Source organism: Streptomyces sp. Z423-1, from assembly GCF_013009255.1.
GTDB lineage: Bacteria > Actinomycetota > Actinomycetes > Streptomycetales > Streptomycetaceae > Streptomyces > Streptomyces gossypiisoli.
In genome coordinates, this window is record NZ_CP053109.1 from 1,804,763 (window position 1) to 1,830,088 (window position 25,326).

At 72.0% G+C, this 25,326-nt stretch carries 22 protein-coding genes; 8 read left to right on the forward strand and 14 right to left on the reverse strand.

Going from position 1 to position 25,326, the window contains the following annotated elements:
* Nucleotides 1-143 precede the first annotated feature (143 nt).
* Nucleotides 144-2,495 carry a malto-oligosyltrehalose synthase gene (gene treY, locus HJD23_RS08415; protein WP_171111005.1) on the forward strand — a complete coding sequence of 784 codons (2,352 nt, stop codon included), beginning with the start codon at nucleotides 144-146 and terminating at the stop codon, nucleotides 2,493-2,495.
* 194 nt (nucleotides 2,496-2,689) lie between these two features.
* A complete protein-coding gene (locus HJD23_RS08420) occupies nucleotides 2,690-3,943 on the forward strand; it encodes a M14 family zinc carboxypeptidase (RefSeq protein WP_171111004.1) in 1,254 nt (417 codons plus the stop codon).
* Nucleotides 3,944-3,968: 25 nt separating this feature from the next.
* On the opposite strand, the gene HJD23_RS08425 is transcribed toward HJD23_RS08420, so the two are convergent.
* The 3 genes from HJD23_RS08425 to HJD23_RS08435 all read right to left on the reverse strand — a co-directional run bounded on the left by HJD23_RS08425 (nucleotide 3,969) and on the right by HJD23_RS08435 (nucleotide 6,456).
* Nucleotides 3,969-4,388 carry an SSI family serine proteinase inhibitor gene (locus HJD23_RS08425; RefSeq protein ID WP_171111002.1) on the reverse strand — a complete coding sequence of 140 codons (420 nt, stop codon included), beginning with the start codon at nucleotides 4,386-4,388 and terminating at the stop codon, nucleotides 3,969-3,971.
* Nucleotides 4,385-5,704: a M14 family zinc carboxypeptidase gene (locus tag HJD23_RS08430; RefSeq protein ID WP_171111000.1), complete on the reverse strand. Its 1,320-nt coding sequence runs from the start codon at nucleotides 5,702-5,704 to the stop codon at nucleotides 4,385-4,387. Before HJD23_RS08430 ends, HJD23_RS08425 begins: the two co-directional genes overlap by 4 nt.
* A 200-nt stretch (nucleotides 5,705-5,904) precedes the next feature.
* On the reverse strand, nucleotides 5,905-6,456 hold the full coding sequence (locus tag HJD23_RS08435; protein ID WP_171110998.1) for a DUF1707 and FHA domain-containing protein: 552 nt from the start codon (nucleotides 6,454-6,456) through the stop codon (nucleotides 5,905-5,907).
* A 173-nt stretch (nucleotides 6,457-6,629) separates the two neighbouring features.
* Here HJD23_RS08435 and treZ point away from each other — a divergent pair, with 173 nt between their 5' ends.
* Nucleotides 6,630-8,375 carry a malto-oligosyltrehalose trehalohydrolase gene (gene treZ / locus HJD23_RS08440; RefSeq protein ID WP_171110996.1) on the forward strand — a complete coding sequence of 582 codons (1,746 nt, stop codon included), beginning with the start codon at nucleotides 6,630-6,632 and terminating at the stop codon, nucleotides 8,373-8,375.
* Nucleotides 8,376-8,702: 327 nt separating this feature from the next.
* Here the strand turns inward: treZ and HJD23_RS08445 are convergent, their stop codons facing one another.
* Together HJD23_RS08445 and HJD23_RS08450 are read right to left on the reverse strand one after the other, a co-directional pair.
* Nucleotides 8,703-9,638 (reverse strand): aminoglycoside phosphotransferase family protein, encoded by a 936-nt coding sequence (locus HJD23_RS08445; RefSeq protein WP_171110994.1) that lies wholly within the window; start codon nucleotides 9,636-9,638, stop codon nucleotides 8,703-8,705.
* 47 nt (nucleotides 9,639-9,685) lie between these two features.
* Nucleotides 9,686-10,813, reverse strand: a complete 1,128-nt coding sequence (locus HJD23_RS08450) for an aminopeptidase P family protein (RefSeq protein WP_171110992.1) — start codon at nucleotides 10,811-10,813, stop codon at nucleotides 9,686-9,688.
* 328 nt (nucleotides 10,814-11,141) lie between these two features.
* Here HJD23_RS08450 and HJD23_RS43630 point away from each other — a divergent pair, with 328 nt between their 5' ends.
* The gene (locus tag HJD23_RS43630; RefSeq protein WP_232107589.1) at nucleotides 11,142-11,432 is read left to right on the forward strand and encodes a hypothetical protein; all 291 of its coding nucleotides are present in this window, start codon (nucleotides 11,142-11,144) and stop codon (nucleotides 11,430-11,432) included.
* Between the two features lie 159 nt (nucleotides 11,433-11,591).
* Here the strand turns inward: HJD23_RS43630 and HJD23_RS08460 are convergent, their stop codons facing one another.
* Nucleotides 11,592-13,052, reverse strand: a complete 1,461-nt coding sequence (locus HJD23_RS08460) for an NAD(P)/FAD-dependent oxidoreductase (protein ID WP_171110990.1) — start codon at nucleotides 13,050-13,052, stop codon at nucleotides 11,592-11,594.
* Nucleotides 13,053-13,315: 263 nt separating this feature from the next.
* Between HJD23_RS08460 and HJD23_RS08465 the strand changes: the two genes are divergently transcribed.
* On the forward strand, nucleotides 13,316-14,071 hold the full coding sequence (locus HJD23_RS08465; protein WP_171110988.1) for a metallophosphoesterase: 756 nt from the start codon (nucleotides 13,316-13,318) through the stop codon (nucleotides 14,069-14,071).
* Here the strand turns inward: HJD23_RS08465 and HJD23_RS08470 are convergent.
* Entirely contained in the window at nucleotides 14,064-14,669 is a 606-nt protein-coding gene (locus HJD23_RS08470) for a PDZ domain-containing protein (protein ID WP_171110987.1), read from the reverse strand. The genes HJD23_RS08465 and HJD23_RS08470 overlap by 8 nt on opposite strands.
* Nucleotides 14,670-14,895: 226 nt before the next feature.
* Here HJD23_RS08470 and HJD23_RS08475 point away from each other — a divergent pair, with 226 nt between their 5' ends.
* Nucleotides 14,896-16,425, forward strand: a complete 1,530-nt coding sequence (locus tag HJD23_RS08475; protein ID WP_171110985.1) for a hypothetical protein — start codon at nucleotides 14,896-14,898, stop codon at nucleotides 16,423-16,425.
* On the opposite strand, the gene cyc2 is transcribed toward HJD23_RS08475, so the two are convergent.
* The 4 genes from cyc2 to HJD23_RS08495 all read right to left on the reverse strand — a co-directional run bounded on the left by cyc2 (nucleotide 16,418) and on the right by HJD23_RS08495 (nucleotide 20,075).
* Entirely contained in the window at nucleotides 16,418-18,583 is a 2,166-nt protein-coding gene (gene cyc2 / locus HJD23_RS08480) for a germacradienol/geosmin synthase Cyc2 (RefSeq protein ID WP_171110983.1), read from the reverse strand. The two genes, HJD23_RS08475 and cyc2, sit on opposite strands and share 8 nt — an antisense overlap.
* Nucleotides 18,584-18,893: 310 nt before the next feature.
* Entirely contained in the window at nucleotides 18,894-19,205 is a 312-nt protein-coding gene (locus HJD23_RS08485) for an integrase core domain-containing protein (RefSeq protein ID WP_171133994.1), read from the reverse strand.
* A complete protein-coding gene (locus tag HJD23_RS08490) occupies nucleotides 19,202-19,780 on the reverse strand; it encodes an IS3 family transposase (protein ID WP_171133993.1) in 579 nt (192 codons plus the stop codon). Before HJD23_RS08490 ends, HJD23_RS08485 begins: the two co-directional genes overlap by 4 nt.
* A 13-nt stretch (nucleotides 19,781-19,793) precedes the next feature.
* Complete coding sequence (locus HJD23_RS08495; RefSeq protein WP_171133957.1) at nucleotides 19,794-20,075, reverse strand: transposase; 282 nt, start codon at nucleotides 20,073-20,075, stop codon at nucleotides 19,794-19,796.
* Nucleotides 20,076-20,175: 100 nt separating this feature from the next.
* Here HJD23_RS08495 and HJD23_RS08500 point away from each other — a divergent pair, with 100 nt between their 5' ends.
* The gene (locus HJD23_RS08500) at nucleotides 20,176-21,414 is read left to right on the forward strand and encodes an endonuclease/exonuclease/phosphatase family protein (protein WP_171108483.1); all 1,239 of its coding nucleotides are present in this window, start codon (nucleotides 20,176-20,178) and stop codon (nucleotides 21,412-21,414) included.
* A gap of 123 nt (nucleotides 21,415-21,537) precedes the next feature.
* Here the strand turns inward: HJD23_RS08500 and HJD23_RS08505 are convergent, their stop codons facing one another.
* From HJD23_RS08505 to HJD23_RS08515, 3 genes are all read right to left on the reverse strand, one after another.
* Nucleotides 21,538-22,755: a damage-control phosphatase ARMT1 family protein gene (locus tag HJD23_RS08505; protein ID WP_171108485.1), complete on the reverse strand. Its 1,218-nt coding sequence runs from the start codon at nucleotides 22,753-22,755 to the stop codon at nucleotides 21,538-21,540.
* A gap of 24 nt (nucleotides 22,756-22,779) precedes the next feature.
* Complete coding sequence (locus tag HJD23_RS08510; RefSeq protein ID WP_171134000.1) at nucleotides 22,780-23,427, reverse strand: ScbR family autoregulator-binding transcription factor; 648 nt, start codon at nucleotides 23,425-23,427, stop codon at nucleotides 22,780-22,782.
* 67 nt (nucleotides 23,428-23,494) lie between these two features.
* Nucleotides 23,495-24,397, reverse strand: a complete 903-nt coding sequence (locus tag HJD23_RS08515) for a ScbA/BarX family gamma-butyrolactone biosynthesis protein (RefSeq protein WP_171108487.1) — start codon at nucleotides 24,395-24,397, stop codon at nucleotides 23,495-23,497.
* 190 nt (nucleotides 24,398-24,587) lie between these two features.
* Between HJD23_RS08515 and HJD23_RS08520 the strand changes: the two genes are divergently transcribed.
* Nucleotides 24,588-25,235 carry a ScbR family autoregulator-binding transcription factor gene (locus tag HJD23_RS08520; RefSeq protein WP_171108489.1) on the forward strand — a complete coding sequence of 216 codons (648 nt, stop codon included), beginning with the start codon at nucleotides 24,588-24,590 and terminating at the stop codon, nucleotides 25,233-25,235.
* Nucleotides 25,236-25,326: the final 91 nt, after the last annotated feature.

The window sequence follows — 25,326 nt, forward strand, 5'->3', positions numbered from 1 at the left end:
CCATGGCGGCGTACACCGGCCCGGCCTGCTCCGGCTGCTCCGGGCCCCCTGCGCTTCCCATCGCTCGAAGCGGGCCACGCGTGTGGGCGGACGCACCGGGGGACGATGACACGAAACCCGGCGGGGCGGGTACGTAGCTTTCCATGACACCTGCGCGTCCTGACCCGGTGGTGCCCACGGCCACGTACCGGCTGCAGTTGCAGCCCGAGTTCCCGTTCGGGGCCGCTGCGGCGGCCGTGCCATACCTGGCCTCGCTCGGCGTCTCACATGTGCACCTGTCCCCCGTCCTGGAGGCCGTGCCGGGCTCGCTGCACGGCTACGACGTCGTGGACCACGCGCGCGTGCGGGCGGAACTGGGCGGCGAGGAAGGGCTGCGGGCGCTCGCGCACACCGCGCGGGAGCACGGTCTGCGCCTGGTGCTGGACATCGTGCCGAACCACATGGCGATGGTGCCGCGCCACAACCGCGCCCTGTGGGAGGTACTGCGGGAGGGCCCCAAGTCGCCGTACGCGCGCTGGTTCGACATCGACTGGGAGGCACAGGGCGGCCAGATGCTGCTGCCGGTGCTGGGACACCCGCTCGGCACCGAGATCGAGCACCTGGAGGTCGACGGAGACGTCCTGCGCTACCACGACCACGCGTTCCCGCTGCGCGAAGGCACCGAAGACCTGCCCCTGCCGCAGCTGCTGGACGCGCAGTGGTACCGCCCGGTGTGGTGGCGGCTTGCCCGTACCGAGCTCAACTACCGGCGTTTCTTCAGCATCTCCGAGCTCATCGGAGTGCGCGTGGAGGACCCGGAGGTGTTCGAGGCGACGCACGCCAAGGTCCTGCAGCTGCTGCACGACGGGGTGATCGACGGGCTGCGCATCGACCACCCCGACGGGCTCGCCGACCCCGACGCCTACCTGAGGCGGCTGCACGAGGCGACGGGCGGCCGCTGGACGGTCGTGGAGAAGATCCTGTCCGACGGGGAGCGGCTGCCGGCCTCCTGGCCCGTCGCGGGCACCACGGGCTACGACGCCCTGCGGCACGTCGACGGCGTGCTCACGGACCCTGCGGGGGCCGGTGAACTCCTCGGCCAGTACCGGCGGTTCGCGGCCCCGCAGACGGACCGGGGCGGCCACTGGGAGGCGACGGCACGGCGGGCCGCGTACCGAGTGCTGGAGCACGAGCTGGCCGCCGAGGTGGACCGGCTGACCCGGTCGGCGAGCCGCCTGTGCGCGGCGTCGCCCGACCCGGCGCTGCGCGACCGCGCGCCCTGGGCCCTGCACACGGCGCTGCGGGAGCTGCTGGTGCGGCTGGAGGTCTACCGGCCGTACGCCTCCGGGGACGCGGCGAGCGTCGTCACGGAGGAGGCCGCGGCGGAGGCCAGGGCGGCCTTCGTGGTCCCCGAGGAGGCCGGTGCGGTCGATGTCGTGCGCGGGCTGGTGCTGGGGCGGTACGGCGACGCGCCGGACCATCTTCAGTTCCGGGCGCGGTTCGCGCAGACCGCGTCGGCGCTGCGGGCGAAGTCCGTGGAGGACACGGCGTTCTACCGCTATGTGCCGCTGCTGTCGGCGACCGAGGTGGGCGGGAACCCGGGGATCCCGGCGCTGTCCCCGGAGGGGTTCCACGCGTACTGCGCGCGCGTGCAGCGCGACTGGCCGCTGACCGGGACCGTCGTGTCGACGCACGACACCAAGCGCAGCGCGGACGTGCGAGCGGCGCTGGCCGTGCTCACCGAGTGCCCGCAGCGCTGGGCGGACGTGCTGACCGAAGTGACCCGCACGGGCGAGGGCGTACCGGACGCGCAACTGGCGTGGGCGGCCTGGCAGACGGTGTTCGGCCTCGGCCCGGCCGACCCGGACCGGGTACGGCAGGCGCTGCTGAAGCATGTGCGCGAGGCCGGGCTGTACACCAGCTGGACCGAGCAGGAGCCGCCGTACGAGGAGGCGGTGACGGCGTTCGTCGCGGCGGGCCCGTGCGGTCCCCCGGGGGAGCCGGTGGCCGCTCTGCGCGCCGAGCTGGAGCCCCACATCCGGGCCAATGTGCTCGGTACGGCGCTGGTCCATCTGACCATGCCGGGAGTGCCGGATCTGTACCAGGGCACGGAGGGCGAGTACCGGGCGCTGGTCGACCCGGACAACCGCAGGCCTGTCCGTTTCCCGCCCTCCGACGATCCGGGCGCCAAGGGGGCGGTGACCGCGGCGGCGCTGCGGCTGCGGGCGCGCCGACCCGAGCTGTTCGGGGAGGCGGCGACATACACACCGCTGGCGCCCGAGGGCCCGGCGGCCGCGCACTGCCTGGCGTACGCGCGCTCCGGCGAGGTCATCACCGCCGTCACCCGGCTGTCACTGCGGCTGGCGGAGGCGGGCGGCTGGCGGCACACGACCCTGCCGCTGCCACCCGGGCGCTGGGCCGATGCGCTGACTCCGGGAGGGGAGTTCAGCGGGCACGCGCGCGTGGAGGACCTTTTCGGGCCGCTGCCCGTGGCGTTGCTGGAGCGGGTCGGCTGAGCGGAGGGCGGGGAGATGGGCGGCTGGGCGTGGGGCGGTCGGTCGGTAGCGGTGGCGGTTGCCCTGGCGCGCATTCGCTTCCGTCCGGCCGTGCGTGCATCCGGGCGCCCCCTGGAGGCTCCCCCGCCATCTCCTTGACACCGCCCGGAGACCGTGCGGTACTGCGGGTGCGAAGCCGGGCGGACAAATCGGGGGTGAGTCTCCTGCCGGAGCTGCGCTACCCCACCGTGACCGAAATCGTGGCGTCCGCCCGGGCGTTGGCCGCTCAGCATCCCGGCTTGTGTGCCCTCCGCCAGATCGGCGTCTCGCGCGCGGGCCGGCCGCTGCACCTGTTGTCCGTGGGGCGCTCCCGGCGCGCCGTCCTGGTCGTCGCGGGCGCCCACGCGAACGAACCGACCGGGGGTTCGACGCTGCTGACGGTCGCCGAACGGGTGGTGCACGAGCGGCCGTTGCGGTCCGGCATATCGTGGCACTTCCTGCTGTGCGCGGACCCGGACGGGGCGAGCCTGCACGTCACGCCGGCACCGCGCAGCCTGTTCGACTACCACCTCGGGTTCTTCCGGCCCGCGGGCCCGGAGCAGCCGGAGTGGTCGCCCGCCGTGCTGCCCCCGGACCGGCTGCCGCCCGAGACACGGGCCCTGACCGGCGTCATCGACGAGCTGCGCCCCTACCTCCAGGTGACCCTGCACGGCACCGATCTGGGCGGCAGCTGGGTGCAGTTGACGAAGGAGATACCCGGCCTGGCCGAGCCGTTCGCCAAGTCCGCGGCGGAGCTGCACATACCCGTGGAGACCGGCGCGTCGGACGCCGCGGGCTGGCCCGCGACCGGCCCCGGGGTGCATGTGATGCCGGCCGCCGGTGCGGGCCTGGCATACCCGAGCCTGCCCGCGGACGACGCCCGGCACAGCACCTGGTACCACGTCCACCGGTACGGCGGCCTGACGGCGGTCGTGGAGGTGCCGATGTGGGCGAGCGACCTGGTGGACGACCCGGCCCCGCATCCGGCGCCGGCCGCGGCGATGCGGCGCCTGGCGGGCCGACTGCAGCGGGACACGCTCCAGGTGGAACGGGTGCTGTCCGAGGCGTCGCCCCGCTTGGAGGGCGTCGACGGGCCCCTGCTGCGGGCCGCCAGATGGGCGCTGGAGCTGGTGCCGGGGCTGGCCGCCGACTGGACGTCCACGCCGCCCGCCGGGCACACGATGGCGTACGTCGGCAGCGTCGACGCCTTCGCCCGCCGCCTGCCCCTGCGGGCGGCGGCGATGCTGTTGCGGGTCCTTCAGGAGACCGACGACCAGGCGGCCCCGCGCCTCGAACGGCTCGTCGCGACCTGGAGCGATGCCTTCGCCGACCGCTTCCGCGCCCGCTGGGTGCCCCTGGAGCACCAGGTCGAGCACCAGGCCCGCACAGTGGTCATGGCGGCCCTGCACGCGCGCGACGGGTCGGCGTAAGCCGCCAACCACCAGCCGTCAGCCGTCAGCCGTCCAACGCGAACACCGCCCCCGTCCGCGCCCCCATCTCACAGTCGTTCGAAAACGTCTGCCGGTAGTCCACCGACTGCCCACCCCACTGCCCGCGCGCATGGACGGTCACCGGTGCATGGATCATCGGGCAGTAGGCATGCTTCAGCGGCATGCGGCGAATGTCGCCGCCCACGGCGTCGAGCTGGGCGCAGGCCTCGGCGGCCCGCCCGTGCCCCAGGGGCGGGTCGCACATCAACAGGGTGTCCCACGTGTCGCTGGACCGGGCCTCGCCCCGGGTGACCGAGAGGTAGAGCCAGTCGCTCGTGCGGGACTCCTGGACCGTCGCCCGCGCCGGTGCGGCGCCGACGGCGAGGAGGGCGGCCGCCGCCAGCAGACCGCCCCGTACAGCTTTCGTCGTGAGGGTGTACGTCATTCCCGGTGCATCGGCACGACCGGCTCACAACCCCAGTCCGACTCACCCGAACGGAAGCCCGCGTGCCGCCGGGCAAGCTCGAACGCGGCGAGGACCACCCGGGCCTGGTACTCGGCCTGGCTGGGGACGGGGATCCAGCGCGCCCCGCAGCCGTCCCGGTACTCCGCGCACCACTGGTCGACCAATTGGTCCAGCTCCGGCAGCACACCGGCCGGATCGCGCCCCGCGCGCGTGACGAGTTGGTGCAGCAGCCCCGCGGTTCGCAGGGCCAGCCGTCGTCCGGCGATGCGCAGGGCGGTCAGGTGGGCGGTGCTCAGCGGCGGCAGGGGGCGGTGCGGCGGGGCGTCGAGGTCGGGGTCCCAGGCGTCGGCGAGTCCGGGGCAGACGAGCAGGTAGTCGTCGACCGGGGCCAGCAGGCGGGCCGCGTCCGGGACGGCGGCGGCATGTGGGCGCACGCGCGCGAGGATGTCCCGCAGCAGCCGCGTGTCCTGGCGCAGGGTGCGGCTGATGACACGCCGCGCGGCGTCCGGGTCGGCGGGCGCGGAGCCGTCCGCCACGCCGTCCACGCCCCACATGGGCGCCTCCACGACGGCCGTCACGGTGCCGTGCCGGTGCGGGTGGTACCACGTCGACTCGACGGCCGCCTCGGTGATGGCCTCGACCCGGTCGCCCCGGCGCGGCGGTGGTATCCGGTAGACGGCGGGCCCGAGTGCCGGCCAGTACAGGGCGTCGTACGCCCCGAGTTCGCGCGGGATGCCGAGACGGGCCGACGTCTGCGACAGGGACTGCGCGAGACCGGGCAGGTCACGGGTGAGTTCGACGAAGCCGCCGCCGACGTCGACGCCGTGCAGGGAGCACTGGAAGAAAGGTTTCAGTTCGTCCTGGAGGGCGAGCAGGGCCCGCGTTTCCGGCAGTACGGCACCGTCGGCACCGTCCGGCAGCCACTCGGGCTGTTCCAGGAAGCCGGGGCGGAAGAACCGGCGGAAGTACCGGTCGAGGCTGTACGGGCCCGTCAGCCAGCCCTCGTTGTGGCGCAGGCCGTCGGGGTCGAGGCACAGCAGCAGGTTCCAGGTGGCGTCGGCGCCCTCGGTCAGGCGGGGGTCGGTAAGGGCCCGCTCGGCCAGCAGCAGGACGGTGGCGCCGCCGACGGGCTCGTTGGCGTGCGGTCCGGCGACGACCAGGGCGTGGTGGCTGCCGTGGCCGACGGACAGCAGCCACAGGGGCGTACCCGCGCGCGAGGTACCGATACGGCGCAGCCGTGCGGAACGGGGGTGGCGGGCCACGAGGGCGGCCGCTCGCGCGCCCAGCTCGTCCACGGTCGGATAGCGGAGGAGTGGCGGCAGGGCACACCTCCGTGGCGCCGTCGGTTCACCTGGTGTATGTGGTGCACGCACAGTCAGTCACGAGTTCAGGTGTACGTCAACACCGTGACAGTCGGGATCATTTGAGGTGGCGGGGGCTTTGGCCGGGCGGCGGCCGTCGGCATCGGTGTGCGCGGTCAGCGGGGCGTTCCGGGTCAGTTGGCCGCGAGCCGGAACGCCATCTGCCCGAAGCCGACCTGGTCGCCCTCACGGACCACGGTCGCGCCGATGACGCGCCGCCCGTTCACGGTGGTGCCATTGGTCGAGCCGAGGTCCCGCAGGACCCACATGCCACCCTGGCGGGTGAGCTCGGCGTGCACCCGGGAGACCGTCTCGTGGCTCAGCCGGAGCCCGTTGGCGGGGTCCCGCCCTATGCGCAAGGGGCGGCCGGCCGCCGGGTGGGGCAGCAGCAGCTTCGGCAGCCGCTCGGCCCGCCAGGCCCTGCGCAGCCGCTCGGTGAAGCCCGACATCGCCTCGACCGTGCCGAACACCAGGCGCGCGACCCGGCCCTCGGAGCGCAGATCGGCGGTGAGGGCGGCGAGTTCGTCGGACCGGCGGGCGGCGAGCGCCAGTTCCATGCGCCGGATGAACGTGTCGTGCGACAGACGGCCCATGGCAACGCCGTCACGCAGCACCTTCAGCGCCTTGTCGCGCTCCGCGTCGGACAGCCGCGCGGGGTGGGTCGAGAACTCGAAGGACGACGTCACACGGGTGATTGTCGGGCAGTGAACCCCGGGTGTCCAGAAACCGGGGAAACGGCCACCACACGCGCGTACCGGACGACACCCGCCGCAAAAGAGGGTATCCACAAGCGGATTGATCTCGTTTGAAGCACGATGATCGAGCTACATCACGGTGAGCAGACGAAGGGGAACCGTCCGTGCAGTTCGAGGTGTGGGCACCGCAGGCCGGCCGTGTGACGCTCCATTGCGACGGAGCCACGCGCGCGATGGAGCACGATCCGGAGCGAGCGGGGTGGTGGACCGTCGAGGCGGAGGCGCGTGACGGCACGCGCTACGGCTTCGCGGTGGACGACGGCCCGGTGCGGCCCGATCCGCGCTCGCGGCGGCAGCCGGACGGCCCGGACGGGCTCAGCGCGGTCGTCGACCACGGGCTCCACACGTGGCGCGCCGAGTGGTCCGGCCGCCCGCTGCAGGGCGCGGTCCTGTACGAGCTGCACGTGGGCACGTACACGCGCGAGGGCACACTGGACGCGGCGGCGGAGCGGCTCGGGCACCTCGTCGAACTGGGCGTCACGCACGTCGAGTTGATGCCGCTGTGCCCCTTCCCCGGGCGGCACGGCTGGGGTTACGAGGGCGTCTCGCTGTGGGCCGTGCACGAGCCGTACGGCGGGCCCGCGGCGCTGAAACGCTTCGTCGACCGGGCCCACGAACTCGGTCTCGGCGTGTTCCTCGACGTCGTGCACAACCACCTCGGTCCGTCCGGCAATTACCTGCCCGAGTTCGGTCCGTACTTCACCGACCGGCACCACACCCCGTGGGGGACGGCCGTCAACCTGGACGCGCCCGGGTCGGACGAGGTGCGGGAGTTCCTGATCGGCAGCTCGCTGGCGTGGCTGCGCGACTACCGGATCGACGGGCTGCGGCTGGACGCCGTGCACGCGCTGGCGGACGAGCGCGCGGTGCACTTCCTGGAGGAGCTGTCGGCCGCGGTGGACGCCCTCGCCGCGGATTCGGGCCGCACGCTGTTCCTGATCGCCGAGTCCGACCGCAACGACCCGCGGCTCATCACCGCCCGCGAGGAGGGCGGGCTGGGGGTGCACGCGCAGTGGAACGACGACTTCCACCACGCCCTGCACACGGCGCTGACGGGTGAGTCGCAGGGCTACTACGCCGACTTCGCGCGCGCCCCCGTCAGCGCGCTCGCCAAGACGCTCACCGGCGGTTTCTTCCACGACGGCACGTACTCCAGCTTCCGGGGCCGGCATCACGGACGGCCGCTGGACCGTACGAGGGTCGCCGCACACCGGCTCCTGGGCTACAGCCAGACCCACGACCAGGTCGGCAACCGCGCGCAGGGAGACCGCCTTTCCGCCCAGCTCTCCCCCGGTCTGCTGGCCTGCGCCGCCGCGCTGGTGCTGACCGGGCCGTTCACGCCGATGCTGTTCATGGGCGAGGAGTGGGCGGCCGGCACGCCCTGGCAGTTCTTCACCGACCACACCGATCCCGACCTCGCGGAGGCGGTACGGCGGGGCAGGCGGCGGGAGTTCGCGGCGCACGGCTGGGCCGAGGAGGACGTACCCGACCCGCAGGACCCGGCGACCCGGGATCGCTCCTGCCTCGACTGGTCCGAGCCCGACAGCGAGCCCCACGCGCGCGTGCTGGCCTGGTACCGCCTGCTCATCGCCCTGCGCCACGAGCAGCCGGACCTCACCGACCCCGACCTCACCGACATCAAGGTGGCCCACGACGAGGAGGCCCGCTGGCTCGCCTTCCGGCGCGGGGACCTCTATGTGGCCGTGAACCTCGCCAAGACCCCCGCGGAGATCCCCCTGGGCACCCGCCCCGCCGAGGTCCTCGCCGCGTGGGAGCCGGTCGGGCCACCGGACGAGGAGGGGGTGCTGCGGGTGCCCGGGGAGTGCTGTGCGGTGGTGGCGCAGCCGTAGGGGCACGTGCGCGTACGGTGCGTGCGCTGGGCGGCACACGCGCGTGCGGGTCCCGCTCGGGCGCGGCGCGCGGGCGCGCGGCTGCCCCGATCCGGTCGGCATGCGCGCGTGCGGGTCCCGCTGCCGCGTCGTGCACGGGTAAGTGCCCGCACGAGGCTGCGCGCACGCGGCTGCCCACTCAGCTCGGCACACGCCCATACGGGCCCCGCCCCGGCGACGCGCACGAGCGAATGCCCGCACGAGGCTGCGCGCGTGCGGCTACCCGCTCGGGGCGACACGCGCGCGTGGGTGTCCGCTCTCCCCCTGGCGGACCGGTACCGCCCTTCCCTAGAGCGCGTTGTCCGGGTCGTCGCCGCGGAGTTCCGTCACGCGTTCCAGCAGGATCGGCTCCCACGCGTGGCGGAGCCGGGTCCTGAGGTGGGGCAGGGGCGCATCGCCCCGGCCGGTGAGGCGGTCGGCCAGGTGGATGACGCTGTCGCAGCGGGCCAGCCACAGGCCGCGCAGGCAGGGGCGGGCGCCGTAACCGGCCAGCGTGGCGGCGCGGACGGCGGCGGGGGCGCCGACGGCGAGGGCGAGGCCGGCGATGTCCTCGGCCGGATCGCCGACGACCGCGTCGGCCCAGCCCAGGACGCCGCGGACCCGGCCGTCGGCGCTGACCACCAGGTGCGCGCCGGTGAGGCCGTGGTGGACGAGGACCGCGCCGGCGGGCTGGGCGGCGAGCTGGACCGCCGCGGGCGAGGTGAACTGGTGCAGACGGGCGGCGTCGAACTCGTCGGCCGCGGTGAGGCGTTCGGCGGCGCGTCCCGCGGCCCTGCGCAGCGCCTCCAGGGACCGTGGGGCGGCACGCGGCACGCCGAGCGCCTCGGCCTGCCGTACGGGCACCTCGCGCAGCCCCGTGAGGAGTCCTGCCAGATCGGCCTCGCCGAGGGCGGAGACGTCGTGCTCGGGCGCCGAGCCGCCGGGGACCTTGGCGTCCAGCGTGTAGGTGAGGCCGGGCGCCCACTCGCCGTGCGCCACGCTGGTCGGCACGGCGACCGGCACGTGCGGGCGGACGAGGTCGCGCAGGCGCAGTTCGCGGCGCTGGCGCGCGGCGGCCTCCCGGTCGGGGGCGAGACGCAGCACGTGCCGGGTGCCGATCCACCACGTGGCCCGGCCGCCGCCCTCGGCGACCGGCCGGACGTCCGCACCGGCCGCGCCCTCCTTGAGCAGGGAACGGACCAGTCGGCGGACGGTGTCCTCGGTGGGTGTCGGTGCCTGGGTCATGGTCGGACCGTTGTCGCTCGGGTGCGTACAGGGACTCCTGGGTCGGGTCACTCCACTATGAGCATCTCCCGGGTGGTGTCGTTGAGGCGCCGCCCACCGTCCTCGGTCACGGTCACGATGTCCTCGATGCGCACCCCGAACCGCCCCGGAAGATAGATCCCGGGCTCCACGGAGAAGCACATGCCGGGGACCAAGGGCTGCTCCTCGCCCTCGATCATGTACGGCGGCTCATGCGTGGTGACGCCGATTCCGTGCCCGGTGCGGTGGATGAAGTACTCGCCGTACCCGGCGTCGGCGATGACCGCGCGGGCGGCCCGGTCGACCTCCTGGCAGGGCACGCCCGGCCGGACCGCCCGGAAGCCCGCCTCCTGGGCCTCGCGCACGATGTCGTGCACCCGGCGCTCCTCGTCGGTGGGTTCGCCGACGTGCACCGTGCGGGAGGTGTCGGAGCCGTAGCCGTCCTTGAGGCCGCCGAAGTCGAGGACGACCATGTCGCCGCGCTCGATGACACGGTCGCCGGCCTCGTGGTGCGGGTTGGCCCCGTTCGGACCGGAGGCGACGATGGTGAAGTCGACCTGGGAGTGCCCGAACCGGCGCAGCAGGTCGGCGAGGTCGCCGGCGACGTCCGACTCCCGTCGGCCGCCGAAGGGAACCTTCCGGATCTCCTCGAACGTTGCGTCTGCGGCCGCTCCCGCGGCCGCCAGGAGGTCCAGCTCCGCCGCGTCCTTGACGGCGCGCAGCATGGGCAGTGCCTCCGTCAGGGAGGCGTACGACGTGCCGGGCAGCGCTTGCTGCAGGCCCAGCAGGTGCATGGCCCAGGCGTTGTCACTGATGCCGAAGCGTCCCGAGGCGGCGAGCAGGCCCGCGGTCCGGGCGTAGGGGTCCTTGCCGTCGGTCCAGTCCCGCAGCGTCAGGGCGGCCGCTCCCGCCGCCTGCGCGGCGTCGGGGGCCTCCAGGGTGGGGACGACGAGGACGGGATCCCGGTCGGCGGTGAGGACCAGCAGGGTGAGCCGCTCGGTGACCGCGGTGGGCGCGTAGCCGGTGAGCCACACCAGGTCCGGCCCCGGCGCGACGAGCAGCCCGGCCAGCCCCGCGCCGGCGGCCGCCCGCGCGGCGCGCTCCATGCGGGCGCGGTAGTCGTCGGCGGTGAAGGGCGCGGCCGTACTGCCGGTCATCCAAACCTCCTTGAGCCGGTGCGGGAACACCACGGGCAGCATCCTGCCCGCCAGGAGGGGGCGACGCGAGCCGGTGAACGGGGATTCGGCAGAAGTCGGGCGCAGGTGGCGCTGCACGTCGGCGGTCGCGCGGTCGGCCGTAACCGAAGCAAGCTACGGGGCTGACCTCAAGTCCCTGTGCCGGCCGGGCGGTGTGGACGACAGTCCGACCCAGGCCCATTTCGAACGTGCGACCGAATGACGTGGTGCGGAACAGGCGGGTGCGGACTCATGTCATGGGGTACCGGGAGCTCCGGAGGTGCGGTCGGGCCATTCTCACGGTGGCCGAGTGGCCGACACGAATACGAAACTCGCCCGCCACCTGGCCGCCCCACACCGAAGCGGCTCGGGCCAACACCCGGGAACCGGCCGACGCCTGGCGCCGGTCGACGGAACCGACCAGGAAGAACTGTGCAGCGCGGCAGGCCCGCGCATCACGTCGGCACTCACAGCGGCGCTCCCCGCTCTCACCGCCAACCTGGCGCTCGGACTGGCGCCGGTCCGGGTCAGCCTGGTCGGCCGCCGCTTCGACGGACTCGTGGTCGGTGATGTCCACGGCGACCGGTACGGCCCGGCGTAGGCCTTGGTTGCTCCGGCTTCGAGAAGGGCCCGTACGAACTGCTCCCCGAGTCCTCGATTTGCCCGCCACCACACGAGGAGGTGCCCGGATCGTTGGGGTGGGGCTGCAAATCCGTGACGGCCGCGGTCATTGAGCGCGAGGGGCGTGCCGGCCATGCGATCACGTCACCGGGCCGACGCGGTCCCGGTACGTCTCCAGGATGCGCAACCAGACCTCGCTGATCGTCGGGAAGGCTGGGACGGCATGCCACAGCCGATCCACCTGCACCTCACTCGCGATGACGACGGTGGCGGAGTACAGGAGCTCCTGCGTTCCGGGACCGACGAACGTCACACCGACGACGGTGCGGCGATCGGCGTCGATGAGCACACGCGCCGTGCCTCGGTATCCGTCGGCGTACTGGGCCGCGCCGGCGACGCGGCCGATGTCGTAGTCCACGACGTCGACGCGGAGCCCGGCACGCTCCGCCTCCCGCGTCGTCAGCCCCACGCTCGCCACCTCCGGCTCGGAGAAGACCACCTGGGGCACGGCGGCGCTGTCGGCCGTCGAGGCGTGGGCGCCCCACCGGCTGTCGTCGAGTGGCTCTCCCTTGGCGCGCGCTCCGATCACGGCGCCCGCGATGCGGGCCTGGTACTTGCCCTGGTGCGTCATCAGGGCACGGTGGTTGACGTCGCCGACCGCGTAGAGCCATCCGTCGGCGACGTCCGTCACCCGGTACGAGTCGTCCACGGTGAGCCAGTCGCCCGGGGTCAGGCCGACGGTCTCCAGGCCGATGTCCGCGGTGTGGGGCGAGCGGCCGGTCGCAAACAGGATCTCGTCCGCCACCAGTGAGTCTCCGTCGTCCAGATCGACCCGTACCGGGCTCTCCGCGCCGTCCTCCCGGGCGACGCCGGTCACCGAGGTGCCGAACCGCACCTCCGCACCGGCGGCCCGCAGGGCGTCGGCCACCATCTCCCCGGCGAACGGCTCCATCCGGTTGAGCAGGCCCTTGTGTCCGCGCACCAGCATGGTCACCTGCGATCCGAGCGCCTGGAACGCCGTGGCCATCTCGACGGCCACCACGCCGCCGCCCACCACGGCGAGGCGGTCCGGCACGTGCCGGGCGGCGGTCGCGTCACGATTCGTCCAGGGGCGGGCGTGCTCCAGGCCCGGCAGATCGGGGAAGGCGGTGACTGTTCCGGTGGACACCCCGACGGCGTGCCGGGCCGTGAGGCGTACGGTCTCACCGTCGGGCATGTCCACCACGACCTGGCGCGGCCCGTCCAGCCGGCCGTGCCCCCGGACCAGGTCCACGGACACGGAACGAAGCCAGTCGACCTGGTCCTCGTCCTGCCAGTAGGTGGCCATCTTGTCGCGGTGCGCGAAGATCGCGGGCACGTCCAGCGGTCCTTCGACCGCTCGCCTCAGCCCCGGTACCCGGCGGGCATCCGCGCGCGCCACCACGGGACGCAGCAGTGCCTTACTGGGCTCGCACGCCCAGAACGAGCACTCTCCGCCAAGCAGCTCGTTCTCCACGATCACCGAAGTGAGCCCGGCGGCCCTCGTACGATCAGCCAGGTTCTCGCCCGCGGGACCGGCACCGAGAACCACCACGTCGTAGGCGCGAGAAGTGCCGTTCATGTCTGCTCCCGTCCGTGATCCGATGGTCGGCTGCTGCGGGGTGCACACAAGGGAGAAGGTCACTGCGTGACGGTGGCACTCGTCCGACGTCGCAACAGCGTTTCTCCATCTTCCTCCGCTGGAGCCGACATCTCCTGGTGGGGCGGCCGGTCTCACTCGCTTGGCACGGACAGGGCGAAGGCGGACACGGGGCTGGCTTGAGCACCGGATCTAATCCTTAGATGCACTGAATCCATTAGTGACACTCATAGGAAGGACCCGGCGTGCTCGTACTCGCGCACATCAGCGATCTGCATCTGGACGGGAGCACGCGGGCGACGGAGCGCGCCGAGCGGGTGCGCGACCGGCTGTGGGAGCTGCCGGGGCACATGGACGCGCTGCTGGTGACCGGCGATATCGCCGACCACGGCACGGAGGCGGAGTACGAGGAGGCGGCCCGCATCCTCGGCCTGCGGTCCGGCGACGCGCCGTTCCCGGTGCTGACCTGCCCGGGCAACCACGACAGCCGTGCCTCTCTCCGCAAGGCGCTGCTGGGCCTGCCCGCGACCGAGGGGCCGCTCAACGGGGCGCACGTCTTCGACGATGCCGCCGTACTGATGTGCGACTCCAGCATCCCGGGGAGCGACGAAGGGGCTCTGGACGAGGAGACGTACGACTGGATCGAGGCGACGCTCGACGAGCTCGACGGGAGCCTTCCGGTGCTGCTCGCCCTGCACCACCCGCCGGTCGCACTGCACCACCCGCTGCCCGACTCCTACCGGCTGAGCGCACCCCACCGGCTGGCCGGCCTCATGGAGCGCCGCCCCGAGATCGCCGGGCTCATCACCGGGCACGCCCACACGGCCACCGCCACCACCTTCGCCGGGCGGCCACTGGTCGTCGGCCCGGGTGTGACGTGGACGCTGCGGCTGCCCTGGGAGGGCGAAGGGGCCGCCGACCGGGAGGCGCCGGCCGGGCCGGCCTTCCACGTGCTGGACGACGAGGGGCGACTCACCACCCACTTCCGGGTGGTCACGTGACGATCCCCGGGGCCACCGCCAACTGCTGGTAGCCGCCGCTCTCATGTCGCACCGTCACCGTGACCGTCGCCCCGGGACGCGCCCGGTCGACCGCCCGTACGAGGTCCGCCGCGGACTCGACAGGTGCGCCGTCGAAGGTGAGCAGTACGTCGCCCCGCACCAGGCCCGCCGTATAGCCGGGCCCGGGGACATGCACGCCGACGACCAGGGCGCCGGACTTCTCGGCGTCCACGACCTCGACGCCCAGGACCATGTCCGCCGGCGGGGTCGGCCCGGCGGCCGACGGTCCGGAAGCGCTCGGGCCCGGCGAGGTGGACGGGTGCACCGGCGATGCGGGCACCGACGGTCCGGGGCGGCCGGGTCGGCCAGGTTGGCTTTGGAGTTCGGCGAGCTTGCTCATGCCGATCACCGTCGCGGCCACCGTGCCCAGTCCGACGCCGGACAGCACCAGCACCACCGCGACGAGCAGGCCGAGCAGCAGGGTCGTGAGCCGTCGGCCGCGTCGCCGCGCGGCATGCGGGCGCCGGACGGGACGGGAGCCGGTGCCGTCGGGCTCCTGACCGGGTTTCGGCTTGGGACGCAGCGCAGTCTGTTTCATGGTTCGCCTCCCCTGGTGCACTACCCGGCGCATCGGCGCACAACGAGCCACGAACGAGTGAGACTGACTCACCATCAGAAATGGAAGGCGCTCCGGCGCATGGGGCAGAGGAGGAGGGGGGGGAGGAAGTGGAAGAGGCAGCGGCACAGGCAGAGGCAGCAACCGCACAAGCCGGCGGCAGCAACGGCACACCGCACTGTCAGTGGGCCCTGTTACGTTCTGTGACATGACTGATCACGCCCTGCGCCTGCTCCGGCAGGACCCTCGTCTGGCCGCTCTCGCCGCGTTCCCGTTCAACTTCGACCTCGACCGCGCGGCGCACGGCCATGTCGAGCCGGTCCGTCTGGCGTCGGGCGGCCCGCTGGAGATCGTGGCGGGCGACGACACGGGCGGTACGTACTTCGTGTGCGCGGACGGATCGATGCTCTATGCCAGTTCCGACGGCTCGGCCGGGATCATCGGTTCGACCGTCGACGAGGCGCTGGAGATGCTGATCGGTCTGCCCGGCTGGGGAAGCTGTACGCGCCTGTCCCCGGCCGACGGCGAGCAGGCGATCCGGGAGCGGGTCACGGAAGTCGAGGACGAGCTCCGCGAGTACTACGGAATCGACGAGGAGCGGGCCGAATTGCGCGCCGCCCTGGGATTCCCGGACCGCTCCCCCGTCGAGCTCGTGGCCCGGCTGCACTCCGCGCTGCTGCGCACCGAGCCCGACTTCCTCCTGCTCAACGACGAAGAGCTGTGCGGATACGACCTGCTCGACGACCACCCTCGGCCACCGCTCTGGGAGCCGGTCCTCGCGGCCGGTCGCGCCGACCTCTCGCTGCTGCGCTCCGGCGACCGCGCGGTGTGGGACGCGCTCGCGGCGGACGCCGTACGGCGCCGACTCGCCCTGCGCGCCGCGCAGTTCGACCGGGCGGATGGCGATCTCGGCCTGCTGCGGCATCTGCTGCGGCACGAGGCGAGTTCGTCGATGACGGACGAGCTGCGACTGGCCGCCGTACTGGTGGGCCTGCACGGAGACACGGACGATCTGCCGCTGCTGCACGAGGTCCGGGAGACGGACTTCGACACCGCGTGCGGGCTGAGCGACCTGCCCGAGCGCGGCGCCGACGCGTCGGAGCTGGGGCGCTGGGCGCGGGAGCTGGACGACGCCCTGTTCGGCACCGACCCCGCCGACGAACCGCCGTGCACATGGACCGACCTGGCCATGGACCAGGGCATGACCGAACTCGCCCGGGTGGCGTTGATCCGCAGGCTGGACGGAGTCGTCATGGACCAGGGCGCACTGCGCCACCCCGACGACCCGAAACGGCTGAACACCAGCCCTCTGCGCTCACTCGCCACTGCGTTCGAGCGTCTGGGCGACCTCTCGCAGGCGCTGCGCGCCCAGCGGCTGTACGCCGTTCTCCAGGTCACGGCGTGGGACCGCGTCTCGGCCCTGCTCACGCAGGCGCGGTGGGAGCGGGAGGCCGGGCAACCGCTCGAAGCGGTACGCACCTTGGCATCCCTCGGAGCCATCCTCGACGCCCCCGGCGACGACTCCCTGCGCAACTGGCAGCAGGTGAACCTCGGCCGCTTCACGGCCGCGGAGCACTACGCCCTGGCCCGCGCGCTGGCCGCGGCGAACCTGCCGGAGCAGGCCCGCGCGGTCCTCGTGTCCGGCGACGCGATACTCGGCGAGCTCTCGGAAACCGCCGCGAAGGCCGTACGAGAGCTCGCCGAGGAGACAGCCGCACGGCTGCGCGGTATCAGCTGACCGGCACGGGTACGGCAGGCGCGCGGTCCGGCAGGAAGCCGTGGGCTCGTCGCTCCAGGTAGTCCGCCTTGTAGCGGAGGACCTGGCGATGCCAGTTCAGGATGCCCGCCATCCAGTTCTGCAGTGCGGTCACATATCCCGCCATGCTTTCGCGGTCCTTGGCCGACAGCCCGAAGTCCTCGTACACGACCGGCAGTTCGGTCGCAGCCACATGCTCGAACTGCTGCATGCGCTGCGTCATCAGGTCGTTGACGATGCCGAGGGCGGTCGGGTAGTCGGTGCCGAAGAAGTTCTGCACCAAGAGGACGGCGTTGTGGATCTCGCCCTCGTACTCGATCTCCTTCTGGTAGGAGAACACGTCGTTGAGGAGGCAGGCGTAGTCGACAGCGGCGTTCTCCAGCGAGCGGACGGGTCCGCTGCGGTAGACCTCCGGCGGGATGTCGGGGCCGTGGCCCATCCGGCAGAGGCTGAGGGTGAGGTCGGCGCCGAAGGTGGCGCGGCGCATCTCCAAATAGTCGACGGGATCGGGGATGCGGTTCTGGAGTTGGTTCGCCAGCTCCCACACCCAGCTCTCCGTCATCACATCGATCGAGGCCTTCAGCCGGCGGCGGCCGTCCTCGTTCATTTCGGCCGTGGTGCGCCGCCACAGGTCGATGAGGCCGCGTTCCATGGCGTTCACGGGGACGAGCGGTGCCGCTCCGTCGACGGGCATGCAGGCCGAGAGACGTTCCGTGCACAGCCTGGCGGCGGCGAGGTCGCGGCGGTGGCCGAAGACGAGCGGGTAGTAGTCGTCGCCGTACGTGCCCCAGGTCAGCCACCCCGCACTGAGATCGAGGGCCTCCGGAGAGCCGTCCGGGTCGAGGCCGGCCGAGCACAACGGCAGGTCGAATGCGGCGAGTTTGTCCTCGTCCCAGACGCCCTCACTGAGCATGCCGAGGCTCTGCGCCCAGGTCAGGAGACGCGCGCGGGCGCCTTCGAGGCCGGGGTTGAGGCGCACCTGGAACGGCATGTGGATCTCGGGAATGCGGGACGGCCCGACCTTCTCGAACGGCACGTGCGTGTACGCGCGCGCACGCTCGGCGCCCGCCGAGGCGAGCAGCGACCGGATGTCGGTCCCCGAGGTGCCGAGTCCGGTGGCGCCGGCGCTCCACGGGGCGGTGGCCGTGGCGTTCTTGTTCATGTAGCGGCTGGAGCGCATGTGCCACTCGTGGCCTCCGGACTGCCAGTCCTGCAGGCCCTTGGCGTAGGCGGCGATCGCGGCCAGTTCGTCGGGGGCGAGGCCCTTCTCCAGGGCCAGCGCGGGCACTTCGGTGAACGCGGTGTGTTCGAACTGGTGCAGCCGGGAGGTGAGGATGTCGTTGACGGCCTCGGCGGCCTCCTGGGTGGTGCAGCCGAAGAACGTCTCCAGGACGAGCACTCCGTTGCTGAGTTCGCCCTCGTCCTCGACCTCACGCTGGTAGGAGAACAGGTCGTTGCGCAGGTGGACGCCGTCGGCGAACGTCTCCATGAGCACCCTCAGCGGCCGGGAACCGGCGACGGCCGCGGGCACCTCGGCGGTCGCGTACTCCACGAGGCCGGCAGACCAGGGAGCGCCGCCGACCTTGCGACGCATCTCGATGTACTCGACGGGGTTGGCGATCCGCCCCTCGTTGATGTTCGACAGCTCCCACAGGGACTCGTTCAGCAGGTGCTCGGTCGCGACGGCGAATCGGCGGCGCCAGTCCATGGACATCGAGGGCACCGTGCGCGCCCACAGGTCGGCGAGGCCCGCCTCGACGGGATTCTGAGGCTCCGGTACGGGGGTTGACATGTCGAGCGGCATGAACAGCGGCAGCCGGTCCAGATAGGCCTTGCCGCCGGCGCGGTCCTGGCTGCGTTTGAAGGTCTCCAGGAAGTGGTCGTCGAAGAAGAAGACCCACACGTACCAGTCGGTGATGAGCGAGAGGGCTTCGGCGTCGCAGTCGGGGTGCGTGTAGGCGCAGAGCAGGCCGTAGTCGTGCGCGTCGAGGTCGGCCTGCTCCCAGATCCCGGACCCCTCCAGCATGCCCATCTCGCGTGCCCACACGGTCGAATGGGCCCGGGCCTCGTCGACATGTGGGTTCAGCCGCGCGGGGTACGGCATGTAGAAGTGCGGGAGTTCGAACGGCTGCTGCGTCATGGCCGGGCCCTACCCCCGGCCCACCGGGGGCATCCGCGAGCCGGGACATGATCACACCATCGCGTGAATCAAGGGTGAATCCGGGAGTTCTCGCCGGGCCTTGTGGCGTTCATCTCTACGCGCGCAGACTACGGCAATCGCAGAGCAAGCGACCTTGGACCCACGCAACTCCGGGCCAGGGCGACCCCGGACCAGGCAACCCCGGACCAGGCGACCCTGGACCAGGCAACCCTGGCCCAAGCCAGCCCGAGACCAAGCAATCCGCCGACCACGGCACTGAAGTTTCCCCGTGATCTCGGACACGTGATCGTTACGCCGCAAGGGCGTGCTGGTGTCGCTGCCTGGTCTCGGCCGGGGTGAGGTAGCCGAAGATTTTGTGCTTGCGCAGACGGCGGCGGTTGTAGAAGGTCTCGATGAAGGTGAAGACCTCGGCGCGGGCGGTCGCCCGGTCGGGCCAGGTCCGGGTGCCGATCTCCTCCTTCAGGAGGGCCCAGAAGCTCTCCGCGGCGGCATTGTCGAAACATGACCCAGTCCGCCCGCAACTCTGCCGGAGTCCCAACTCCTCTATCCGGTAACGGAATTGGGACGAGGTATACTCGCTGCCGCGATCGCTGTGGATCACACATCCCGGCTCCAGGTTCCCCGGCCATGTGCCATGTCCAGGGCGTCGACGACGAGGTCGGCTCGGTGGTGATCGGCCATGGCATAGCCGACGACCTCGCGGGTGGCCAGGTCCAGCCAGCAGGCGAGGTAGAGCCAGCCCTCGGCGGTGGGCAGGTAGGTGATGTCGCCGACCAGCTTGATCCCGGGACGCTCGGCGTGGAAGTCACGGCCGATCAGGTCCGGGGCCGGCTTCGCCTTCGCATCCGGCCGGGTCAGCGAGCGGCGCTTGCGCCGTGTGACGCCGCGTATGTCGCGCTCGCGCATCACGCGGGCGACACGCTTGCGGTTCACCCGCTGCCCCAGGCGTCGCAGTTCAGCGTGAATGCGCGGGACACCGTAGGTATGGCGGGAGGCGATGTGCAGCACCGTGATCTCATGCCCGAGCGCGTCGTTCGCGGCCTCCCGGGCGCGGCGGGCCGCCTCGCCGTCACACCACGCGTAGTACGACGAGCGGGCGACCTTCAGCACCCGGCACAGCAGAACGACCGGGTAGTTCGCCTTCTCCGTGTGGATGAACCGGTACAGCTCGCTCACCGGTCGTTCTCCTTCACGAAGAAGGCGGTCGCTTTTTCAGGATCTCGATCGTCTGCTGTTGTTCGCGGACCTCCTTGCGCAGCCGCTTGAGTTCCTCGCGCTCGGCGCTGGTCAGCTCACCGGGCTCGCCCTCGCCCCGGTCCGCCTTGGCCCGGCGGTACCAGCCACGCAGGGACTCCGAGCTGATGCCGAGTTCCCGGGCCACCGCAGTGACCGTCTTGCCCGAGGAGTCGACGAGCGCGATCGCGTCCCGCTTGAACTCCTCGGTGTACCGCTTCGTGTACTTGCTTCCCACCTGGTGCTACTTCCTCTGGAACCTCAGGTCCCAGTCTCCAGGTGTCCACGATCAAGGGGAAGCTTCAGCACGTCACGTGTCCCCGACTTACGGAGTCCCGATGAACGACCCCAGAGCTCTCTCCCGCCGGACCGCGCTCGCCTCGCTCGCCGGGGCCGCGCTGGCCGGCACCGCGGCGTTCCCGGCGTCGGCCACCGGCCACCACCGGCGGACGGTGCGGTTCGCCACGTTCAACGCCTCGCTGAACCGCGCCGCCGAGGGCGCCCTCGTCACCGACCTGTCCACCCCGGACAACGTTCAGGCGCGCAACGCCGCCGAGACCATCCAGCGGGTCGACCCCGACGTCCTGCTGATCAACGAGTTCGACTACGACAGCGACGGCACCGCGGCCCGCCTGTTCCAGCGCAACTACCTGGCCGTCAGCCAGAACGGCGCGCGTCCGGTGCGCTACCGGTATCGCTTCACCGGCCCCGTCAACACGGGCGTGGCCTCCGGGGTCGACTTCGACGGACGGGGCGGCGCCGTCACGACGCCCGGTTCCGACGCGTACGGGCAGGACGCCTTCGGCTACGGCTGGTTCCCGGGGCAGTACGGCATGGTCGTACTCTCCAAGTTCCCCATCGACACCCGCGCGGTGCGCACCTTCCAGCGCTTCCTGTGGAAGGACATGCCGGGCAACCTCCTCCCGGCGGACTACTACAGCGACGAGGCCCGCGCGGTCTTCCGGCTCTCCTCGAAGAGCCACTGGGACGTGCCGGTCCGCATCGGCCACGACACCGTCCACTTCCTCGTCTCGCACCCCACACCGCCCACGTTCGACGGCCCCGAGGACCGCAACGGCCGCCGCAACCACGACGAGATCCGCCTCTGGGCCGACTACATCGGCGGCCGCAGGCGCAGTTTCTATCTCTACGACGACAAGGGCCGGCGCGGCGGACTGCGCCCCGGCGCGCGCTTCGTGATCGCGGGCGACCAGAACGCCGACCCGCACGACGGCGACAGCTACGCCGACGCGATACGTCAGCTGCTCGACCACCCGGCGGTCAACCTGCCGGCCGCTCCACCGGCCAGCGCGGGCGCAGTGGAGGCCGCGAGCCGCCAGGGCGGCGCCAACACCACCCACACCGGCAACCCCGCCTACGACACCGCCGACTTCGCCGACTCCGCACCCGGCAATCTGCGGGTGGACTACGTCATACCCAGCAAGGGACTGACGCCGGTCACGAACGGCGTGTTCTGGCCGACGTCCGACGACCCGTTGTACCGGCTGGTGGGCAGCGGCTGGCCGGTCCCGACCTCCGACCACCGGCTGGTCTGGCAGGACGTACGGGTGGCCTGAGCCGCGTGAAGAAGGCCGCCGAGGCGGCGCGGTGGCCGGGGCGCCCCGGCATGAGGCCGCACGCGGCCCCGCCCGTCCCCGACGTCTTCGACCCGCTCCGGTACGCCGCCGGCGTGCCGACGCCTACCGCGTCCCACAGGACACGGACCGGGCCGGGCCGCCGATTCGGGCGTTGACCTGGATCAGCGCATGCGTGCCCCCAGTCCGCCAGCGCCGGCCCTCCGCCGCGACCAGTGCCGTCTCGGTGTCGCTGTCGAGGCCGCAGATCACGTCGGATTTCAGGGTGCGCAGGGCGGCGACCGGACCGGGGAAGTAGTCGGTCACGTCGGCGAAAGGGGTGGTCGGCGGCCAGTGGCGGTCGCCCACGAGGCGACGGTAGTTGAGGTCGCCCTTCACGACGGTGACCGTCGCCGCGGCGAACTCGGCGCGCAGATCGTCGGGCATCTCGGCGTACGGCAGAGGTCCGCAGGAGAAGGGGTGGGCCCGTACCGTCAGCCGGCCGTCGGTCGTCGCCGACCACAGGCACCGCCCGTACGCGGCGGCCGCGCCCGGCGCCGCCGTCAGCCGGCGCAGTGCGTCGAGTACGTCGGCCGGGGTGGCGTCGGAGACGTAGTACGGGTTGGGCTTGACGTGCAGCACCGCCCGCTCGACGCGTCCCTCGGCCAGGAGGTGGGCGATGAGCAGCAGGTCGGGGATGAGTTCGCGGCCGGCGTTGTCGGCGATCAGGCAGAGCGTGCCGGTGCCGGCAGGCGGCAGGAGTGACCAGAGGGTCTCGCTGTCGTCGGCGACCAGGCCGGGGGCGGCGGCCGGGGTGTCGCCGCCGGCGGACAACCGGAAGCCGAGGTCGGCGCGGTTGCCCCAGAGCGAGCCGTGCAGCAGGGCCTGGGCGCGCTCGTCGGCCGGGCGGGATTCCAGGCGGTCGAGGGCGGCCAGTTCCTCGTCGGTCCGGGGCGCTTCGAGTTCGGCGAGCTTGACCGGACGGAACGGGTCGATGGCCTGCTCGGGTCCGGGGCCGAAGTAACCGACGGCTTCCAGGAGTTGGCGGTAGAAGTAGCTTTCCGACCACAGCCAGGGCACGTCGAACCAGGATTGTCCGGCGTACCGGTCGAGTCCCCACGCGGCCCACCGGTCCCGGTCGTGCGCGTCGGAGGGGAGCGGTTCGATCACGCCTTTGGTGCAGCTGGTGAGCAGGGCGTCGAGGGCGCGCTGCCGGTCGGGGCCGTACGGCAGGGACTCGCGTACCTGCCGGATGATCGCGGGGTGGCGTTCGGCCAGCACGCTGTACGGGAAGGAACCGGTTTCGTTGCCGAGGATCACGGGCGCGGGCGCGGCGTCGGGCATGCGGCTCACCGTACCGCGCGCCGCTCAGACGGCTCTGATCTCCCGTTCCAGCTGCGTGGCGAGGCCGAGATACCGGGGGCGTCTGGTCACCGGGACCAGGCCGCGGATGAGGACGTACCACATCTCGGTGAGTCGGCGGGGCAGCCGCAGGACGGGTTCGAGGGTGCGGCTCGTCACGCGTATCCCGACGAAGAAGCTGAGGAGGGAGTGGGCGACGGCGTCGACGTCGACGTCCGGGTGGATGTCCGACTCCTTGACGGCACCGAGGAGTTTTCTGGAAACGATGTCGAGCCACTCCGTGAAGGGGTGCGGCAGGGGCGGCCGCACCCCGACGCCGCCGGTGGCGAGCCGGAGTCCGGCGCGGGCGACCGGCCCCTCCACGGTGAGCCGCACGAGGCCGAACGTGATGCGCATCAGGCCTTCGAGCGACGAGCACTTACGGTCGTCCACCTCACGGGCCAGTCGCCGGGAGGCATGGGACTGGATCTCGATGATGGCGTGCGCCAGGTCCTCCTTCGCCGCGAAGTGGAAGTACAGGGCGCCCTTGGTGACTTGGGCGTGCTCGACGATGTCGCTCAGGCTGGTCGACTCGTAGCCGTGACGGTCGAACAGGTCGGCGGCGGCCCTGATGATCGTGGCCCGGGTCTGCTCGGCTCGTAACTGCCTCGCCATCGGCTGGACTCTCCTGGGAATGAAAACGGGTTGTGCCGTTTGTTTCTTACCCTGCGCTCACGATATCTCACTCCTTCGCCATGCCGACCAGGCACTCGAAGACCGCCGACTCCCCCTGCGCGGCCACGATCCGTATGTTCGTGCCACCGTCGTCCGAGGCCTCGATCCATACGGGTTCGTCCAGTTCGGCGTAGCGATGGAAGACCGACCGGAAGGAGGCGGGCGTCCCGGCCTCGGGTGCCCGGGCCCGGGCCGCCTGGCGAGCGGACTCCAGCAGGAGCATGCCGGGGGCGTGATCGAGCGGATGGTCGAAGAAAACGGGGTGCGCGGTATCAATTCTCAGGCGCCAGCGGTCATTCCGGTCGGCCGGGGCCAGGACGACATCCCCCGGCAGCGCGCGGCCCACGGCCTGAGGCGACAGACCGGGCGGCGCCGGAAGGGCGGACACGGTGGCGGGGGTGCGGCCGCCGCGCAGCCTGCGGTAGACGGACTCGGCGACGCAGGTGAAGGCGACCCGGGCGGTCGCCACGCGGGCACCGTCGAGCAGCACTTCGGCGGTGTACCGGGCACCGGCAGGGCGGCCGGCCCGGTGGCGCACCTCGACGAAGTGGACGTCGACGACCGGCTCGGCCGGTATCGGGCCGACGGCCAAGTGCTGGGGAAACGTGTCGACTTCGAACTCCTGGAGCACGAAGTGGTGGCCCAGGGGCACGTCGTACTCGGTGTGCGCGATCAGGGTTCCGCTCTGGCGCACGGTTTCCACGACGAGCAGCGGCTCGTACGCGGAGCGGTCGGGAGACACGTGTAACCCGTGGGCCCGAGGCCATTGGGCGGATACGGCGAAGCGGTCGGTCTCCGTCCGTCGCCAGCCGGTGAGGAAGGTCTCGGCGACGGCCGCGCGGTGCACGAGCTGCCGGGGAACAGTCGCCGTCAGGGCCGGGGTTTCGGCAAGTTGCCGGGATTGTGGCATGTTTCTCCCTACGGTCCCCCGAAGGGCTCTGCGGACGGCGGAGACGTCCGCTGGGGTGGCGTCAGGTTACGAGGCGACCGGTTTGTTTTCAATGTGATCAGTCCGTGACGCCCTATGATCAGGGCAGTTCCGGCACGATCGTGGCGCCAACGGCATGAACCGGCCAACTGGGCGCCGGAGGGGGGTTCTCATGGCGAAACAGGAGCGCGCCATCAGGACACGCAGGGCGATCCTCGAAGCCGCCGGTGCGGTCTTCGACGAACACGGCTACACCTCCACCACCATCGCCATGGTGCTGGAACGCGCCGAAGTCACCAAAGGCGCGCTGTACTTCCACTTCCCCTCCAAGGAGTCCCTCGCCCAGGCGGTCCTCGACGAGCAGGTGCCCTTCGGTGCGATTCCCTCCCAGCCGTGCAAGCTGCAGGAGGTCATCGACATCACCTTCGTCGTCGGCCAGCGGCTGCTGAGCAACGCCCTGCTCCGGGGCAGCGTGCGGCTGGCGGTGGACCAGTGCGCGCCGCCGGGGGTGGATCACACCGGGCCGTTCCGGCAGTGGACCGACCATCTGACGCCACTGCTGGAACGGGCGCGTGCGCAGGGCGAGTTGCTGCCGACGGTGGATCCGCGGGAGACGGTGGAGCTGCTGGTCGGTTCGTTCACCGGCATCCAGCTGATGTCGCGGGCCCTGACCGGGCGGGACGATCTGGGGCGACGCCTGTCCGTGCTGTGGTCCCACATGCTGCCGAGCATCGCGGTGCCCGGGTTACTGCTCGGGCTGGACAGCCGGGCCGACCGGGGGGCGCGGGTGCTGGCGTCGCTGGAGAGCCGCGTGGCGTAGCGAGCCGCGGACGTCTCAGTGAACCGATGACGGTTCCAACGCGTCCGGACACGACAACAGGGCGGGCCGACCGGCACCCATCCGCACCGGT

Bases quoted from the DNA above. Each gene is read 5' to 3' on its own strand.
- HJD23_RS08510 (WP_171134000.1), bottom strand. From the start codon at position 23,427: ATGGCGAGGCAGTTACGAGCCGAGCAGACCCGGGCCACGATCATCAGG.
- HJD23_RS08500 (WP_171108483.1), top strand. From the start codon at position 20,176: ATGAACGACCCCAGAGCTCTCTCCCGCCGGACCGCGCTCGCCTCGCTC.
- HJD23_RS08515 (WP_171108487.1), bottom strand. From the start codon at position 24,397: ATGCCACAATCCCGGCAACTTGCCGAAACCCCGGCCCTGACGGCGACT.
- HJD23_RS08520 (WP_171108489.1), top strand. From the start codon at position 24,588: ATGGCGAAACAGGAGCGCGCCATCAGGACACGCAGGGCGATCCTCGAA.
- HJD23_RS08470 (WP_171110987.1), bottom strand. From the start codon at position 14,669: ATGAAACAGACTGCGCTGCGTCCCAAGCCGAAACCCGGTCAGGAGCCC.
- treY (WP_171111005.1), top strand. From the start codon at position 144: ATGACACCTGCGCGTCCTGACCCGGTGGTGCCCACGGCCACGTACCGG.
- HJD23_RS08445 (WP_171110994.1), bottom strand. From the start codon at position 9,638: ATGACCCAGGCACCGACACCCACCGAGGACACCGTCCGCCGACTGGTC.
- HJD23_RS08450 (WP_171110992.1), bottom strand. From the start codon at position 10,813: ATGACCGGCAGTACGGCCGCGCCCTTCACCGCCGACGACTACCGCGCC.
- HJD23_RS08425 (WP_171111002.1), bottom strand. From the start codon at position 4,388: ATGACGTACACCCTCACGACGAAAGCTGTACGGGGCGGTCTGCTGGCG.
- HJD23_RS08460 (WP_171110990.1), bottom strand. From the start codon at position 13,052: ATGAACGGCACTTCTCGCGCCTACGACGTGGTGGTTCTCGGTGCCGGT.
- HJD23_RS08475 (WP_171110985.1), top strand. From the start codon at position 14,896: ATGACTGATCACGCCCTGCGCCTGCTCCGGCAGGACCCTCGTCTGGCC.
- HJD23_RS08505 (WP_171108485.1), bottom strand. From the start codon at position 22,755: ATGCCCGACGCCGCGCCCGCGCCCGTGATCCTCGGCAACGAAACCGGT.
- cyc2 (WP_171110983.1), bottom strand. From the start codon at position 18,583: ATGACGCAGCAGCCGTTCGAACTCCCGCACTTCTACATGCCGTACCCC.